Annotated in this window: 15 protein-coding genes and 1 pseudogene; 12 read left to right on the top strand and 4 right to left on the bottom strand. The window is 68.6% G+C overall.

Annotation, left to right across the window (positions count from 1 at the left end; translation table 11 throughout):
* Together ACWFRB_RS11540 and ACWFRB_RS11535 are read left to right on the top strand one after the other, a co-directional pair.
* Positions 1–195: pseudogene (locus ACWFRB_RS11540) on the top strand (ABC transporter ATP-binding protein); the annotation flags it as partial.
* 115 nt (positions 196–310) lie between these two features.
* Positions 311–535: a helix-turn-helix domain-containing protein gene (locus ACWFRB_RS11535; RefSeq protein ID WP_072751985.1), complete on the top strand. Its 225-nt coding sequence runs from the start codon at positions 311–313 to the stop codon at positions 533–535.
* A gap of 21 nt (positions 536–556) precedes the next feature.
* Here the strand turns inward: ACWFRB_RS11535 and ACWFRB_RS11530 are convergent, their stop codons facing one another.
* Both ACWFRB_RS11530 and ACWFRB_RS11525 read right to left on the bottom strand, forming a co-directional pair.
* Entirely contained in the window at positions 557–1,123 is a 567-nt protein-coding gene (locus tag ACWFRB_RS11530) for a TetR/AcrR family transcriptional regulator (RefSeq protein WP_136909375.1), read from the bottom strand.
* Positions 1,124–1,378: 255 nt separating this feature from the next.
* Entirely contained in the window at positions 1,379–4,201 is a 2,823-nt protein-coding gene (locus ACWFRB_RS11525) for an aconitate hydratase (protein WP_452641087.1), read from the bottom strand.
* 341 nt (positions 4,202–4,542) lie between these two features.
* On the opposite strand from ACWFRB_RS11525, the gene ACWFRB_RS11520 reads away from it, so the two are divergent.
* From ACWFRB_RS11520 to ACWFRB_RS11485, 8 genes are all read left to right on the top strand, one after another.
* Positions 4,543–5,049 (top strand): Rv1476 family membrane protein, encoded by a 507-nt coding sequence (locus ACWFRB_RS11520; RefSeq protein WP_452641085.1) that lies wholly within the window; start codon positions 4,543–4,545, stop codon positions 5,047–5,049.
* Positions 5,050–5,470: 421 nt separating this feature from the next.
* A complete protein-coding gene (locus tag ACWFRB_RS11515; protein ID WP_452641083.1) occupies positions 5,471–6,973 on the top strand; it encodes an NlpC/P60 family protein in 1,503 nt (500 codons plus the stop codon).
* Between the two features lie 64 nt (positions 6,974–7,037).
* Positions 7,038–8,159, top strand: a complete 1,122-nt coding sequence (locus ACWFRB_RS11510) for an AAA family ATPase (protein ID WP_452641081.1) — start codon at positions 7,038–7,040, stop codon at positions 8,157–8,159.
* Positions 8,156–9,124 carry a DUF58 domain-containing protein gene (locus ACWFRB_RS11505; protein ID WP_452641079.1) on the top strand — a complete coding sequence of 323 codons (969 nt, stop codon included), beginning with the start codon at positions 8,156–8,158 and terminating at the stop codon, positions 9,122–9,124. Before ACWFRB_RS11510 ends, ACWFRB_RS11505 begins: the two co-directional genes overlap by 4 nt.
* Positions 9,121–10,101: a VWA domain-containing protein gene (locus ACWFRB_RS11500; RefSeq protein WP_452641078.1), complete on the top strand. Its 981-nt coding sequence runs from the start codon at positions 9,121–9,123 to the stop codon at positions 10,099–10,101. Before ACWFRB_RS11505 ends, ACWFRB_RS11500 begins: the two co-directional genes overlap by 4 nt.
* 71 nt (positions 10,102–10,172) lie before the next feature.
* The gene (gene fabG1 / locus ACWFRB_RS11495; protein ID WP_452641076.1) at positions 10,173–10,895 is read left to right on the top strand and encodes a 3-oxoacyl-ACP reductase FabG1; all 723 of its coding nucleotides are present in this window, start codon (positions 10,173–10,175) and stop codon (positions 10,893–10,895) included.
* A gap of 52 nt (positions 10,896–10,947) precedes the next feature.
* Positions 10,948–11,745 (top strand): NADH-dependent enoyl-ACP reductase InhA, encoded by a 798-nt coding sequence (gene inhA, locus ACWFRB_RS11490; RefSeq protein WP_452641075.1) that lies wholly within the window; start codon positions 10,948–10,950, stop codon positions 11,743–11,745.
* Between the two features lie 17 nt (positions 11,746–11,762).
* Positions 11,763–12,818 (top strand): ferrochelatase, encoded by a 1,056-nt coding sequence (locus ACWFRB_RS11485; RefSeq protein ID WP_452641073.1) that lies wholly within the window; start codon positions 11,763–11,765, stop codon positions 12,816–12,818.
* 9 nt (positions 12,819–12,827) lie between these two features.
* Here the strand turns inward: ACWFRB_RS11485 and ACWFRB_RS11480 are convergent, their stop codons facing one another.
* The gene (locus ACWFRB_RS11480; protein WP_452641071.1) at positions 12,828–13,208 is read right to left on the bottom strand and encodes a VOC family protein; all 381 of its coding nucleotides are present in this window, start codon (positions 13,206–13,208) and stop codon (positions 12,828–12,830) included.
* Between the two features lie 155 nt (positions 13,209–13,363).
* Here ACWFRB_RS11480 and ACWFRB_RS11475 point away from each other — a divergent pair, with 155 nt between their 5' ends.
* A complete protein-coding gene (locus tag ACWFRB_RS11475; RefSeq protein WP_452641070.1) occupies positions 13,364–14,254 on the top strand; it encodes a class I SAM-dependent methyltransferase in 891 nt (296 codons plus the stop codon).
* A gap of 9 nt (positions 14,255–14,263) precedes the next feature.
* Here ACWFRB_RS11475 and ACWFRB_RS11470 read toward each other — a convergent pair whose 3' ends face one another.
* Positions 14,264–15,076: a hypothetical protein gene (locus ACWFRB_RS11470; protein ID WP_452641067.1), complete on the bottom strand. Its 813-nt coding sequence runs from the start codon at positions 15,074–15,076 to the stop codon at positions 14,264–14,266.
* A 67-nt stretch (positions 15,077–15,143) separates the two neighbouring features.
* Here ACWFRB_RS11470 and ACWFRB_RS11465 point away from each other — a divergent pair, with 67 nt between their 5' ends.
* Entirely contained in the window at positions 15,144–15,974 is an 831-nt protein-coding gene (locus ACWFRB_RS11465; RefSeq protein WP_452641065.1) for a DUF3097 domain-containing protein, read from the top strand.
* Positions 15,975–16,024: the final 50 nt, after the last annotated feature.

The following is a 16,024-nucleotide window of genomic DNA, read 5'->3' as shown; positions in this document are numbered from 1 at the left end:
CCGACCAACAACCTGGACCCGATCTCGCGTGAGCAGGTCCTCGACGCGCTGCGCAGCTACAAGGGTGCCGTCGTGCTGGTCACCCACGACCCCGGTGCCGCGGAGGCGCTGAACCCGGAGCGGGTCATCCTGCTGCCCGACGGCCAGGAGGACCACTGGTCGCAGGAGTACCTGGAACTGATTCAGCTGGCCTGATCGTTGCCGCGGCGCGGCGCGGGTGGCTAGCCTGAGAGTGTTCGCTCAAGTCCGCCGAATAACGGCACGCGCCGCGCGCGAGGGATTCGTGCGCACTCCTGTACGGAGGTCAGCCATGGCCGAGCTCACGCGACTACCCAAGGGCGCCCGGGTGTCTGGGGGTGCGCGGGAGGCCCTGCAGACCGAGCTGCGCGAGCGCTATCAGTCGGGCACCAGCATCAGGACGCTCGCGGACGCCACCGGCCGCTCGTACGGATTCATTCGGGCCCTGCTCACCGAGGCGGGAGTGACGCTGCGGGGCCGCGGCGGCGCGAACCGCCGCGGCCGCCTCTCGCACTAGTCGCGGCGGCCGCCGGTCGGATCAATCTCTGCGGCGGACCGATTCCTCGACCAGGTCGAGCACGGCGGACAGGTTCTCGCCCGCGTGTCCCGATGCGATCCGGGCGATGAGCCCGTCGAGGACCAGATCGAGATAACCGACCAGCACATCGGTCGGGAGGTCGTCGCGCAGCCGGCCCGCGGACTTCTGGCGTTCGAGCCGGTTGATCGTCGCCTCGGTCAGTTCCGCGCTGCGCTGGGACCAGCCCCGCGCGAACTCGGGGTCGGTGCGGAGCCGGCGTGCGATCTCGAGCCGGGTGCCGAGCCAGTTGAACTGGTCCGGCTGGGCCAGCATGTCCCGCATGACCTGGACCAGGCCCTGGTTCGCGGCGACGTCGGCCATCCGCATGGCGTCCTCGTGCGCGAGCGCGAGGAACAGGCCGTCCTTGTCCTTGAAGTGGTGGAAAATCGCTCCCCGCGAGAGACCGGTGGTCTCCTCGAGGCGGCGCACGGTGGCGCCGTCGTAGCCGTACTCCGCGAAGCAGCGGCGAGCGCCGTCGAGGATCTGGCTACGCCGTGCGGCGAGGTGGTCTTCGCTGACCTTAGGCATAGGCACCCTCCTTCGTATAGGCGACCTCCTGCGTCGGTCACCTGTGCGTGTTTTCGGCCTTCGCGAGGAAATCTCGTCAATGCGCAAAGCGCGCACGACCACATCCAGCGGAAGTCGCCGGACCAGCGACGTGGTCGTGCGCGCTTTGCGCCCGTCCGGGCCGAAAACACGCACAGGTGCGCAGCGCCTTGGGCCGAAAACGCGCACACGCGCGAGGCGGCTGCGTGGCCGAAGGCTCACGCAGCCGCGTTGCGCCTAGCCCTTGATCATGTTGCGCAGCACGAACTGCAGGATGCCGCCGTTGCGGTAGTAGTCCGCCTCGCCGGGGGTGTCGATGCGGACGACCGCGTCGAACTGCACCTTGGCGCCGTCCGTCTTGGTGGCCGTGACCTTCATGGTCTTCGGGGTGACGCCCTCGTTGAGCTTCACGATGCCCTCGATGTCGAAGGTCTCGGTGCCGTCCAGGCCCAGCGACGCGGCGGACTCGCCGGCCGGGAACTGCAGCGGCACAACGCCCATGCCGATGAGGTTGGAGCGGTGGATGCGCTCGAACGACTCGGTGATGACGGCCTTGACGCCGAGCAGGCTGGTGCCCTTGGCGGCCCAGTCACGCGAGGAACCGGAGCCGTACTCCTTGCCGCCCAGGACCACCAGCGGGATGCCTGCGGCCTGGTAGTTCTGCGACGCGTCGTAGATGAACGACTGCGGGCCGCCCTCGAGGGTGAAGTCGCGGGTGTAGCCGCCCGAGACGTCGTCGAGGAGCTGGTTGCGCAGGCGGATGTTCGCGAACGTGCCGCGGATCATCACCTCGTGGTTGCCGCGACGCGAGCCGAGGGAGTTGTAGTCCTTGCGCTCGACACCGTTGGCGTCCAGGTACTGCGCGGCCGGGGTGCCGGGCTTGATCGGGCCTGCCGGGCTGATGTGGTCGGTGGTGACCGAGTCGCCCAGCAACGCCAGGACGCGGGCGCCCGTGATGTCGGTGACCGGGGTGGTCTCCATCGTCATGCCCTCGAAGTACGGCGCCTTGCGGACGTAGGTCGAGTTCTCGTCCCACTCGAAGGTGTCGCCCTCCGGGGTGGACAGGTTCTGCCAGCGCTCGTCGCCCTTGAAGACGTTGGCGTAGGAGTTGACGAACATCTCCTGGTTGATCGAGGAGGCGATGGTCTCCTCGATCTCCTTGGTGGAGGGCCAGATGTCCTTCAGGAAGACGTCGTTGCCGTCCGTGTCCTGTCCGAGGGCGTCGGTCTCGAAGTCGAAGTCCATGGTGCCGGCGAGGCCGTAGGCGATGACCAGCGGCGGGGAGGCCAGGTAGTTCATCTTCACGTCGGGGGAGATGCGTCCCTCGAAGTTGCGGTTGCCCGAGAGCACCGCGGTGACCGACAGGTCGTTGTCGTTGATCGCCTTGGAGATGTTCTCCGGCAGCGGACCGGTGTTGCCGATGCAGGTGGTGCAGCCGTAGCCACCGAGGTAGTAGCCGAGCTTCTCGAGGTACGGCCAGAGGCCGGCCTTCTCGTAGTAGTCGTTGACGACCTGCGAGCCCGGCGCCATGTTGGTCTTGACCCACGGCTTGGTGGACAGGCCCTTCTCGACCGCGTTGCGGGCCAGCAGGGCTGCGCCCAGCATCACCGAGGGGTTCGAGGTGTTGGTGCAGGAGGTGATGCCCGCGACCACGACGGCGCCGTGGTCGAGCACGAACTCGCCCTGCTCCGGCGTGGTGACGCGCACCGGCTTGGAGGGGCGGCCCTCGGCGCCGTTCGCGGCGGACGCCACGGCGCCCGCACCGTCGTCGGCGAAGGAGAGCGCGGCGGGATCGGACGCGGGGAAGGACTCCTCGACGGCCTCGTCCAGCTGGCTGTGGTCAGCCGCGGCGTGATCCTCCACGTAGGTGTGGATATCGCGACGGAACGCGTTCTTCGAGTCCGAGAGCAGGATGCGGTCCTGGGGGCGCTTCGGGCCCGCGATGGACGGCACCACGGAGCCGAGATCCAGCTCGAGGTACTCGGAGTAGTTGGGCTCGGCGTCGGCGTCGTGCCACATGCCCTGTTCCTTGGCGTACGCCTCGACGAGCGCGAGCTGCTCCTCGCTGCGGCCGGTCAGGCGCAGGTAGTTCACGGTCTCCTCGTCGATCGGGAAGATCGCCGCGGTGGAACCGAACTCGGGGCTCATGTTGCCGAGGGTGGCGCGGTTGGCCAGCGGCACCTCGGCGACGCCCTTGCCGTAGAACTCCACGAACTTGCCGACGACGCCGTGCTTGCGCAGCATGTCGGTGACGGTGAGCACCACGTCGGTGGCGGTCACGCCGGGCTTGATCTCGCCGGTCAGCTTGAAGCCGACGACGCGCGGGATCAGCATGGAGACCGGCTGGCCGAGCATCGCGGCCTCGGCCTCGATGCCGCCGACGCCCCAGCCGAGCACGCCGAGGCCGTTGACCATGGTGGTGTGCGAGTCGGTGCCGACGCAGGTGTCGGGGTACGCCTGGCCGTTACGGATCATGACGGTGGGCGCCAGGTACTCGATGTTGACCTGGTGCACGATGCCCATGCCCGGGGGGACGACCTTGAAGTCGTCGAACGCGCCCTGGCCCCAGCGCAGGAACTGGTAACGCTCGCCGTTGCGCTCGTACTCGAGGTCGACGTTGCGCTCGAGGGCGTCGGCGCGGCCGAAGACGTCGAGGATGACCGAGTGGTCGATGACCATGTCGGCGGGGGAGAGCGGGTTGACCTTGCTCGGGTCGCCGCCGAGGGCGGTGACGGCCTCACGCATGGTGGCCAGGTCGACGATGCAGGGGACACCGGTGAAGTCCTGCATGATCACGCGGGCCGGGGTGAACTGGATCTCGATGCTCGGGTCGGCCGACGGATCCCAGCTCGCGATCGAGCGGATGTGGTCGGCGGTGATGTTCGCGCCGTCTTCGGTGCGCAGCAGGTTCTCTGCCAGGACCTTCAGTGCATAGGGCAACTTCTCGGTGCCGGGAACGGCGTTGAGGCGGAAGATCTCATACGAGTTCTCACCGACCTCGAGGGTTCCCTTGGCGCCGAACGAATCAATACTGGTGCTCACGTCAGCTCCACTCGTCATTGAGGTTCGCCGTCGACGGGGCTGTGCCGACGGCTGAAGCGAAGCGCATCGCGGCGGACCAAACGGTCACGCCGGGCGCATCGCGGCAAGTCTAACAGTACGCTTGTCCTGTGAGAATTTCGGGCATCTGTGTAGGGCGCGTCGCGCCCGATCCGACACCTGACGATTCTTGTCGACGGCACCGGCGTCCGCAACGCGGCAATCGCGGGTTTCGCCGCGCCGCGACGTGTGTCACGTAATGTGCATCGGGTCAGCAGCGATGGTCCCGATGACGTCGTTCCCGTAGTGCTGCATATCCCTCGACCCGATCCGGATGAAAGATGCCTGCTGCTCTCACCTCTGTGTTTCGTCCGGTCCTGGCTGACGTTCCCCCCGATATCGCCATCGATGCGGTCCTGGCCGACATCCAGGACGACGGGGTGTCGGCGCCGGCCGGCGATGTGGACGGGCTCAGGAGCGTCGTGGTCCGGGCCGAGCAGGACGGGATCGAGCTGAGCGTCGTTGTGCTTGCTGTGAACCCGGCGCGGGACTCGCAACTGCGAGACATCGCGACCGAGGTGGGCAAGCAGGAGGGTGGCACCGTGCTGGTGCTCAGCCCGAGCTGGGTTGGTACCTACAGCGACACCCTCAGCCGGGTCACCGTCGAGGATGCGCAGGACAAGGCGTACACCGGAAACGCGGTGGCGTCGGCCGACAACTTCCTCGGTGCGATCACGCGACCGGACCCGCCGTACGGGCTCATCACGGCGGCGCTGGTGCTCCTGGTCGGCGGCGTTGCCGCGGTGAGCTTCTGGGCGCGATCGCGGCGTCCTGCTGCCCATGTCGACGGCGACGTCGACGCTCGATAGCGCGACTCATTCGGGTGGGCCGGCCGAGCCGCCTTCGGATCGATCCGTCTATCGCGAGAAATCCCAACTCCGCGAATATCTTTCGCAACTGATTCGACAAACCCGCAGTTCAGAGCGCCCAGTGGGTGCGCAAACCAGTGTTTTTCTTGTGACTAGAGTTCCACTAGTGGGCATTGTGTCGTACGATACTTTTGGCACTTATGGGGAAGAAGTGTCGCTTTGAGCAGCATGGCCACGCGAGTGGCTGGAGTTCGACGATTGTCTGTTGACCGTCGAGTGCTGCCGAGCTTGCGCGCCTTCCCTGTGCGGGTACGACCGAGCTGAGCGCTGATCCGTCCGGCTCGGTGGAGAACCGAGGGAGAGACCTGTGAGGCGAAGGACACCGCGCACGAGGACTCGTAGTGCACAACTGCTGATCGGAATGGCGATAGTGGCCTCGTTGGTCACGGGAACCCCTGGGCTGGCCGCCGCGGTGCCGCCGCCACCGCCGAATCCGAGCGAATCCGACCTGCAACAGGCCGGCCAGGGCGTCGAGGAGCGCGTCGGTCAGGTCAGCACCCTCATCAACGACGTGGCCGCCGCCGACCAGCAGTTGCGCGCGCTCGACGATGAGGTCGCGATCAAGCGTGAGCAGGTGAACAAGGCGCTGGTCGACCTGCAGATGTCCCGGGACGCGGCCGCCGCGGCCGCGGGTGCGGTCGGCATCAGCCAGCAGGCACTGCGGGACGCGGGCGCACAGATCGAGTTGGCGCAGACCAGGTTCGACGAGTTCGCGGCCAGAACGTACAAGCAGGGCACCGGCCTCGCGTCCTTCGCGTCGTTCCTGGGATCGCAGGGACCCAGCGACGTGCTCGACCGCGCCCAGGTGATGAAGATCCTCGCCACCAACAAGAATTCGGTGATGGACGCGCTGCAACGCGCGAGAACCGAAGAGGCGAACAAGGATTCGTCGACGCGCGAGGCAAAGCAGCAGGCGGATGTCGCCGCAAGCGCGGCCGAATCCCGCAAGTCCGACGCCGAGAACGCCATCTCGGTCGCGAGGTCCGCGTTGGCGGAGCAGGCAGGCAAGAAGGCCGCGATCGAGGCACAGAAGTCGTCGGCGGAGTCCGCGCTCGCCTCCGCGAGGGAGAATGTCTCGGGGCTGCAGAGCCAGCGCCAGGCCTTCGTCAACTGGGACACCCAGCGCGCCGCGGAGCAGGCCGCGATCGCCGCGGCGGCGGCCGCTGCCCGGGAGGTCGCTGCCGCTGCCGCGGCGCGCGTCGCCGCGAACCAGGCGGCGAAGGACCGGGCCCGCGAGCTCGCCACGGGACAGCGCCCGCACACCCAGATCGAGGACGACACGACCGACTACGGCACCGAGGAATCGGGCACCGTCGACTCGGAATCCGAGGAGGCCACGTCCGAGGAGTCGGAGGAGTCCGAGGAGTCGCCGCCGGTCACCACGAAGCCGGTCAAGCCGAAGCCGAAGCCGAAGCCGAGCAAGCCCAAACCGTCCGTCACCGGCAGCGCCGCAGTCGAGACCGTGATCGACCGCGGGATGTCGCAGCTCGGTGTCACCTACGCCTGGGGCGGCGGGGACGAGAACGGGCCGACCCTCGGTATCCGTGACGGCGGCGTGGCCGACAGCTACGGCGACTTCAACAAGGTCGGTTTCGACTGCTCGGGCCTGATGATCTACGCCTTCGCGGGCATCGGTGTCTCGCTGCCGCACTACACCGGCTATCAGTACACCGCCGGTGAGCAGGTGTCGTCCTCGGAGATGCGACGCGGCGACATGATCTTCTATGGACCGAACGCCAGTCAGCATGTTGCGCTGTACCTTGGCAATGGGGAGATGCTGGAGGCGCCGCAATCCGGTTCCATCGTCAAGGTGTCGCCGGTGCGCTGGGATGGCATGACCCCGTACGTGGTCCGATTGGTGTAGCGACCTGACCGCCTTCCTGGACACGGAGGCGGATCGAGGCGATCGATGTGAAAGCGGTGGATTCTTGGTGACCTCAGCTGACGGGGCAACCGGCAGTACGGACGTGCAGATCCTCGAGAAGGTGATCTACGAGGTCAAGCGGGTCATCGTCGGGCAGGACCGACTGGTCGAGCGCATTCTCGTGGGACTCCTCGCGAAGGGGCACGTGCTGCTGGAGGGCGTGCCTGGCGTCGCCAAGACGCTGGCGGTGGAAACCTTCGCCACCGTCGTCGGAGGTTCGTTCTCCCGGGTGCAGTTCACCCCGGACCTGGTGCCGACCGATCTGGTCGGTACCCGGATCTACCGGCAGGGCCGGGAGGAGTTCGACACCGAACTCGGTCCCGTTGTCGCGAACTTCGTGCTCGCCGACGAGATCAACCGTGCCCCCGCGAAGGTCCAGTCGGCCCTGCTCGAGGTGATGGCCGAGCGGCACGTCACCATCGGCGGCAAGACGTTCCCCATGCCGGAGCCGTTCCTGGTGATGGCGACCCAGAACCCGATCGAGAGCGAGGGCGTCTACCAGCTGCCCGAGGCGCAGCGCGACCGCTTCCTGTTCAAGATCCTGGTGGACTACCCCTCCGTGGAGGAGGAGCGCGAGATCGTCTACCGGATGGGTGTCGCGGCTCCCGAGCCGAAGCCGATCCTGGATCCGGCCGAGCTGATCCGCCTGCAGAAGGCCGCCAGCGCAGTCTTCGTGCACCACGCCCTCGTGGACTACGTGGTTCGCGTCATCGCGGCCACCCGCACCCCCGCCGAGCTCGGCCTGACAGACGTGGCCGGGTGGATCGCGTACGGCGCCTCGCCGCGTGCGACGCTCGGCATCATCGCCGCCTCGCGCGCCCTCGCACTGATGCGCGGACGCGACTACGTGGTGCCGCAGGACGTGCTCGAGGTCATCCCGGACGTGCTCCGCCACCGCCTGGTGCTGTCGTACGACGCACTCGCGGACGACGTCTCACCCGACGAGGTCATCACCCGGGTGTTGCAGAGCGTCGGTCTCCCGCAGGTCGCGGCCCAGCCGGTTGCCCCGCCCGTGCAGGCGCTGAACGGAGCGGTCGCCCCGCAGGTGGCACCGCAGTCCAACGGCACGCCGCAGCAACAGGCCGTCGCCGACCCGACCGCGTCGGTCGGTGGCCAGCAGCGGTGAGCGCCCCGGCTCATCGTGACGGCGGCGCGTTGCCCTCGTTCCGTTCGGGCGAGCTGCGCAACCCGGAGCTGTCCGCAGCCTTGCGCACCCTCGAGCTGACGGTCCGCAGGCGGCTCGACGGCGTCCTGCACGGCGAGCACCTCGGGCTGATCCCGGGGCCGGGCACCGAATCGGGCGACGCCCGCGAGTACCAGCCCGGCGACGACGTTCGCCAGATGGACTGGTCGGTGACCGCGAGGACGACGCATCCGCACGTGCGGGAATCCGTCGCCGACCGCGAGCTCGAGACATGGCTGGTCGTGGACCTGTCCGCGAGCCTGGACTTCGGGACGACCGGGGCCGAGAAGCGCGACCTGGCGGTGGCCGCCGCGGCCGCCGTCACCCACCTCACCAGCGGGGGCGGCAACCGGATCGGCGCCATCGTCGCGACAGGCGAGCGGACCGTGCGCATCCCCGCGCGCGGCGGGCGGCTGCACGCACAGGCGATGCTCAGGAAGATCGCGACCACCCCACACGCCCCGGACGGGGTGCGGGGCGACCTGCGCGGCGCGATCGAGTCGCTGCGCCGTCCGCAGCGCAGGCGCGGTCTCGCCGTGGTGATCAGCGACTTCCTCGGTCCGATCGACTGGGAGCGGTCGATGCGCGCGTTGTCCGGTCGACACGACCTGCTGGGCATCGAGGTTCTCGACCCCCGTGACGTGGAGCTGCCGGACGTGGGCGACGTCGTGCTGCACGATCCGGAGACGGGTCGGACCCGGGAGTTCCACACCAGCCCGGCACTGCGGGCGGACTTCGCCGCTGCCGCGCAGGCGCACCGGATCGCGGTCGAGCACACGCTGCGCGGGTGCGGGGCGCCCGTCCTCGCGCTGCGCACCGACCGGGACTGGATCGCCGATGTCGTTCGCTTCGTGGCGTCGCGCCGACACAGTTATGGTGCTCGGGTGAATCGGGTGCCGCGCCAGTGAGCTTCGCTGATTTCGCGTCCCCCCTGTGGTTGGCGTTCCTCGTGGTGGTGGCGGCGCTGGCCGTCGCCTACGTCCTCGTCCAGCGGACCAGGCACAAGCATCTGCTCCGGTTCTCCAATCTCGAGCTGCTCGAGAAGGTCGCCCCGTCGCGGCCAGGCCGATATCGGCACGTGCCCACCGCGCTCGTGCTGTGCGGACTGTTGCTGCTCACGGTGGCGCTCGCCGGCCCGACCTCGGAGAAGCGGGTGCCGCGGAACCGGGCCACCGTGATCATGGTGATCGACGTTTCCCTGTCGATGAAGGCCACCGACGTGGAGCCGACCCGGTTCGACGCCGCCAAGGCAGCCGCGAAGGACTTCGCGGACGGGTTGACGCCCGGGATCAACCTCGGGCTGGTCGCGTTCGCGGGTACCGCATCGGTACTGGTCTCACCGACCATCAATCGCGAGGAGACCAAGACCGCGATCGACCACCTCAAGCTGAGTGAACGCACGGCGACGGGCGAGGCCATCTTCACCTCGCTGCAGTCGATCGAGACGCTCGGCGCGGTCCTTGGCGGCGGGGATCAGGCGCCGCCCGCACGGATCGTGCTCCTCTCCGACGGGAAGCAGACCGTCCCCGATGATCCCGACGCCCTGCGCGGCGGCTACACCGCCGCCAGGGAGGCGAAGGAGAAGGGCGTGCCGATCTCGACGATCTCGTTCGGCACCACCTACGGCACCGTCGACATCGAGAACGAGCGGATCCCGGTCCCGGTCGACGATCCGTCACTTCGCGAGATCGCGAACCTCTCCGGAGGTAGCTTCTTCACGGCGTCCAGCCTCGAGGAGCTGCGCAAGGTCTACGACACCCTCGAGGAACAGATCGGGTTCGAGACGACCAGGGGCGACGCCAGCAGGCCCTGGCTGGTGCTCGGGGTGCTGTGCACGACGGCGGGGCTCGCCATGGCGCTGGTTCTGCGCCAACGCCTGCCCTAGCGGGGCCATGACCCGTCACAATTCCACCGACCGACGCCAATGCGGCGTACACGAACAGATAGGTTGATCGCATGTCGAACACCCCCTCTCCGTCCCGTTCCGTGCTCGTGACCGGAGGCAACCGCGGCATCGGCCTCGCGGTGGCCCAGCGTCTGGCGGCGGACGGCCACAAGGTGGCGGTCACGCACCGTGGTTCCGGGGTTCCCGAGGGCTTGTTCGGTGTGAAGTGCGACGTCACCGACGCGGAGTCGGTGGACCGGGCGTTCACCGAGGTCGAGGAGCACCAGGGTCCGGTCGAGGTGCTGGTCGCCAACGCGGGCATCACCGACGATGTCCTGCTCATGCGGATGAGTGAGGAGCAGTTCACGAACGTCATCGACGCCAACCTGACCGGTGCGTTCCGCTGTGCCAAGCGGGCGAACCGTGCCATGCTGCGGGCGCGCTGGGGCCGGATGATCTTCCTCGGTTCGGTGGTGGGCATGGCCGGTCAGGCCGGGCAGATCAACTACGCCGCCTCCAAGGCAGGCGTGATCGGTCTGGCGCGCTCGGTGACCCGCGAGCTGGGTTCGCGGTCGATCACCGCGAACGTCGTCGCACCCGGCTTCATCGAGACCGACATGACCGCCGACCTGCCGGAGGACATGAAGGAGATGGCGAAGAAGTTCATCCCGCTGCAGCGCGTCGGCAAGGCCGAGGACGTCGCCGCCGTGGTCAGCTTCCTCGCCTCGGAGGATTCCGCGTACGTCTCCGGTGCGGTCATCCCCGTCGACGGCGGCATGGGCATGGGCCACTAGTTCCGCTCGAAACATCACGCACCCAACGACTTTCATTCACAGGAGTAGAAACATGGGCGGACTGCTCGAAGGCAAGACCATTCTCGTCACCGGCATCATCACCGACTCGTCGATCGCGTTCCACGTCGCGAAGGTGGCGCAGGAGCAAGGTGCGAAGGTCATCATCACCGGGTTCGACCGGCTGCGGCTGATCGACCGCATCGCGCAGCGCTTGCCGCAGCCGGTGCCGCCCGCGATCGAGCTCAACGTGCAGGACGACGAGCACCTTGCGACGTTGGCGGACCGAGTTCGTGAGCTCGCCCCCGAGGGGGTCGACGGAGTGGTGCACTCCATTGCCTTCTCGCCGCGCTCCGGGCTGGGTGCACCGTTCCTCGACGCGCCCTGGTCCGACATCTCGACCGCGCTCGAGGTGTCGGCGTATTCGTACGCGTCGCTGGCCAAGGCGCTGCTGCCGGTGCTCAACGACAACGCCTCGATCGTCGGCATGGACTTCGACCCGTCGCGCGCGATGCCGTTCTACAACTGGATGGGTGTCTCGAAGGCCACCCTCGAGGCAGTCAACCGGTACGTGGCCAAGGAAGTCGGCGTGCGGGGTATCCGCTCGAACCTCGTTGCCGCGGGCCCGATCAAGACGCTGGCCGCCAAGGCCATCGCCGGCGACAGCACCGGGCCGGGTGCCGAGCTCGACAAGCTGAACACGGGCTGGGACAACGTCGCCCCGATCGGCTGGAACGTCGACGATCCGACGCCGGTCGCGAAGAGCGTGTGCACGGTGCTCTCTGATTGGCTGCCCGGCACCAGCGCCTCGATCATCTACGTCGATGGCGGCTTCCACGCGATGGCCGGCTAGGTACGAGCACTCCCGCCATGACCACCGAGTACGACGCCCTGCTGCTGCTTTCCTTCGGCGGACCCGAGAAGCCCGACGACGTCCGCCCCTTCCTGGAGAACGTGACCAGGGGCAGGGGAGTGCCGCCCGAGCGCCTCGACGAGGTGGTCGAGCACTACCTGCACTTCGGTGGGGTGTCGCCGATCAATCGGCTCAACCGCGACATCATCGCCGCGGTCGAGGCCGAGTTCGCCGATGCGGGAATCGAATTGCCGATCTACTTCGGCAATCGCAACTGGCATCCGATGGTCGAGGACACCGTCGCTCGCATGCGCGACGACGGTGTCCGCTCGGCGCTGGTGTTCCCCACCTCGGCGTGGGGTGGCTACTCGGGGTGCAGGCAGTATCACGAGGACATCGAGCGGGCGCGGTCGGCGGTCGGCGACGGTGCCCCCGCGCTGGTGAAATTGCGGCAGTACTATGACCACCCCCTGCTCATCGCCGCGTTCGCGGAGGCGATCGCCGCGGCCCGCGAGCAGCTCCCTGCCGATCGGCGCGCCGGTGCCCGCCTCGTGTTCACCGCGCATTCCATCCCGGTCTCCGCGGACGCCTCGGCAGGCCCGCCCGCCGACGGCGGGCGGCTCTACAGCCGACAGGTGGCCGAGGCCGCCCGGTTGTGCGCGGACGCAGTCGGTTTCGAGGAGTACGACCTGGTCTGGCAGTCGCGGTCGGGTCCGCCGCAGATCCCATGGCTCGAGCCGGACATCTGTGATCACCTCGATGCGCTTGCCGCGGCAGGCACCGAGGCGGTCATCGTGTGCCCGGTGGGTTTCGTCTCGGATCACCTCGAGGTGATCTGGGACCTGGACACCGAGGCCAGGGACAAGGCGGCAGAGCTCGGGCTCGGGTACGTCCGGGTCGGCACGCCGGGCACCGATCCGCGCTTCGCGCAGCTGGTGTCGGCGCTGGTGCGGGAGCAGTGCGGCGACGCCGCCCCGCAGCGGCTCGGATCGGAACCGCTGTACGGGGCGGGTGCGAACGGCGCCCTGTGTGCGGTGGCGTGCTGTGAGCCGCCGCGCAGGCCGGGGCGCTGACCGCCTGGATCAGCCCGAGATCTGTTGCAGGGTCCAGCTGTTGCCGTCCGGGTCGGTGAAGCCCGCGTACGAGACGGTCGGCTTGCCGGGGGCGCCCATCTCCTCGACCTCACCCATCTCCACGCCGCGGCCGGCGAGTTCGGCCCGCGCGCCGTGGATGTCGTCGACGACCAGGTGCAGGCCCTTCACCGAACCGGGAGTGGTGTCGACGATGCCGACGCCGAAACAGATGGAGCAGGCCGACCCGGGTGGGGTCAGCTGTACGACGCGGAACTGATCACCCGCGCTGTGGTCGTGGTCGAGCGTGAAGCCCGCCTTGTCGACGTAGAAGGACTTCGCACGATCCACGTCGGTGACGGGAAGCGGTACGAGTTGGAGTCTCAGGTCCACGGTGGTCTGCCCTCTCCTGCGCGTGTCTGGGGACGGTCACCGAGGATCCTCCTCCTCGGCTCGGCGGGTTGTCGACGTACCTCGCCGACGGTGTCGGGTCGGCGAACACCGGCGTAGTGTTCGGACAGTCGGAACCTGGAGAGGCGATGGTGCTGATGCGTACCGACGGAGACACCTGGGACATCGTGAGCAGCGTTGGCCGCACCGCGTTGGGGGTGGCGACCTTCCGAGCGCTGGAATCGGAGCGCCCCGATCCCCTGATCACGGACGGGTTCGCTCGCTGGTTCGTCGAGGCGGCCGGTGATGAGCACTTCACCGGCCTGCTGGCCGACCCCTCCCCACTCGAGGCAATGCCGTTCTTCTTCCCCGGTTTCATGGGCGTGCGGACCAGGTTCTTCGACGAGTACTTCACCGCGGCCACGGCCGACGGGGTGGGGCAGGCGGTGATCGTGGCCGCCGGACTGGACGCGCGGGCATACCGCCTGGACTGGCCGCCGGACGTTACGGCTTTCGAGGTCGACCAGCCGAAGGTCCTGGCCTTCAAGTCCGACGTGCTCGACGCGCACGGTGTTCGGGCGAAGGTCGATCGCAGGCCCGTCGCCGTCGACCTGCGCGAGGACTGGCCTGCCGCGCTGGAGGCGGCGGGATTCGACCCCGGCCGGCCGTGCGCCTGGTCGGCGGAGGGGCTGCTGCCGTACCTACCAGGCGCCGCGCACGATGCGCTCTTCGAGCGGATCGACGGACTCTCCGCGGCCGGCAGCCGGATCGCTCTGGACGGGTTCAGTGCAGGGACGGACGTGAAACGGTTCCTTGCGTTGCGGGACAAGTACTTCGGGGACAAGCCGTTCGGCGACATCGACGTCGAGGCGTTGTTCTACGACGACGAACGGGCCGACCCGGCGCAGTGGTTGGCCGACCACGGATGGACCGTACGGCGGTTCAGCCCGGTCGAACTCACCGCGGCCTACGGTGTGGAGGTCCCGGATCTCCCCGACGACCTCGCGGACCTGGCGCGGACCCCTGCGTACCTCACCGCCACGAAGTAGCGGGTCGGGTCACACCCGCGGCCGGGCCGCCCGCACGGTCGCGGCTACCGCACCGAGACGGGCCGCCCGGATCGTCGACCAGAGCGGCCGGAGGGTCTCCTCGCGTGCCGCCACGCCCGCGGCGGTCTGCGCCCGGATTCCGGTTTCGCCCGCGACTGTGAGGATCGCGGCCACCTGGTCCGCGGTGTCGAAGATGCGCAGCGCGCGATCGGGAGTGGATTCGGGGTAGCTGTGGTGCGAGAACTCCTCGAGCGCCTCGGCGACGCGGGCGCGTGGGTCGCGGTCGTCGGCGGCGAACCCGCCGCGCATGGAGGCGAGTGTGTCGGCCGCGTCGCGGACGGCGCGGCGCATCTCGAACTCGGCCTCGCCCAGCCCCATCTGTTCGACGGGCTGCGGGATGACCGGCACCGGGAACACCGTCCAGCGCAGCACATCCGGACCCTCCACGGTCGGCACGATGCCGACCCCCGGCCGGCCGGGCGCGCCGACCAGGATGCCTTCCTCTGCATGGATGGTGGCCGCCGCGAAGTCGGTACCGGTGGGCAAGCCGCGCACATCACCCGGCGCAGGCAACACCAGGGTGAGCTGGGTGTCCGGCTCTTCGGCGCTCAGCATGCGGGCGATGCGCATCAGCACGATCGGTCCGTTGTCCTGGAGCTGCGGCCATGGCAGGTCCAGACGCAGTGCCACCTCGGCGTCGCCTGCGCCGACCAGGTGCATGGGCGCCCAGGACTGGACGGCGTCGATGACGTCGTCGGGGGAGCTCGCCCCGGCGAGCCAGGAGGCGGCCCACAGGGTCAGGGTGGTGCTGGGACAGGACACGGTATTCCAGCATAGGTCGGCGTGGCGGGCGGCGACCAACCGAATCGGTGTCCTAGCGTTGTCAACCGTGAGTGGACGCGACATGTACGGCGGAAACATCTTCTCGGGTCACACCCGTAGCCGACGACCGGAGTACCCGAAGGTCCCCGCGGACAAGGGGCTCGTGGTCGAGGACTCGGCGACCGGCTACTGCGGTGCGGTGGTCGGCATGGAGAAGACGTACGACGGCGACTACGTCCGTCTGGAGGACGGGCGACGACAGACGCGACTGTTCGCCATGCGTGAGGCGGCCTTCCTGATCGACGGCAAGCCGGTGACCCTGGTGCGGCCGACTGCTGCGAAGAAGCCTGTCGCGGCCACCAGGTCTGCGTCCGGGTCGACCCGGGTGGAGGGGCTGAAGGCCCGCACCGCGCTGCCGAGCCGGATCTGGGTGGAGGGCATCCACGACGCCGCGCTCGTCGAGCGGGTCTGGGGCCATGACCTGCGGGTCGAGGGCGTGGTGGTCGAGCACCTGGAGGGCCTCGACAATCTCGCCGACCGGCTGGCCGAGTTCCGGCCGGGACCGGGACGACGGGTCGGCGTGCTCGCCGACCATCTGGTCGAGGGCTCGAAGGAGTCCCGGATGACACAGAACGTCGGACCGCACGTGTTGGTCACCGGTCATCCGTACATCGACGTGTGGGAGGCGGTGCGACCCAAGGCGGTGGGCATCGCGGCATGGCCCAAGATCCCGCGCGGACAGGACTGGAAGACGGGAATCTGCCGCGAGCTGGGCTGGGGGACCCCGCAGGACGGGTGGCGCCGCGTCTACGGCGCCGTGTCCAGCTTCCGCGACCTGGAGTCGCCGTTGATCGGCGCGGTCGAGCGGCTGGTCGACTTCGTCACCGCCACGGACTGATCCCGCGGTCTCTTCCCGGGCCGCGCTCGGGGGGAACTCTGGTTAGATGG

The organism is Rhodococcus sp. NPDC055112 (genome assembly GCF_053607505.1).
Note: the sequence above shows the minus strand (reverse complement) of the source record. Positions and strands in the feature narration are given on the sequence as shown.

Bases quoted from the DNA above. Each gene is read 5' to 3' on its own strand.
- ACWFRB_RS11515 (WP_452641083.1), top strand. From the start codon at position 5,471: ATGGCGATAGTGGCCTCGTTGGTCACGGGAACCCCTGGGCTGGCCGCC.
- ACWFRB_RS11475 (WP_452641070.1), top strand. From the start codon at position 13,364: ATGCGTACCGACGGAGACACCTGGGACATCGTGAGCAGCGTTGGCCGC.
- ACWFRB_RS11530 (WP_136909375.1), bottom strand. From the start codon at position 1,123: ATGCCTAAGGTCAGCGAAGACCACCTCGCCGCACGGCGTAGCCAGATC.
- ACWFRB_RS11525 (WP_452641087.1), bottom strand. From the start codon at position 4,201: ATGACGAGTGGAGCTGACGTGAGCACCAGTATTGATTCGTTCGGCGCC.
- inhA (WP_452641075.1), top strand. From the start codon at position 10,948: ATGGGCGGACTGCTCGAAGGCAAGACCATTCTCGTCACCGGCATCATC.
- ACWFRB_RS11535 (WP_072751985.1), top strand. From the start codon at position 311: ATGGCCGAGCTCACGCGACTACCCAAGGGCGCCCGGGTGTCTGGGGGT.
- ACWFRB_RS11485 (WP_452641073.1), top strand. From the start codon at position 11,763: ATGACCACCGAGTACGACGCCCTGCTGCTGCTTTCCTTCGGCGGACCC.
- fabG1 (WP_452641076.1), top strand. From the start codon at position 10,173: ATGTCGAACACCCCCTCTCCGTCCCGTTCCGTGCTCGTGACCGGAGGC.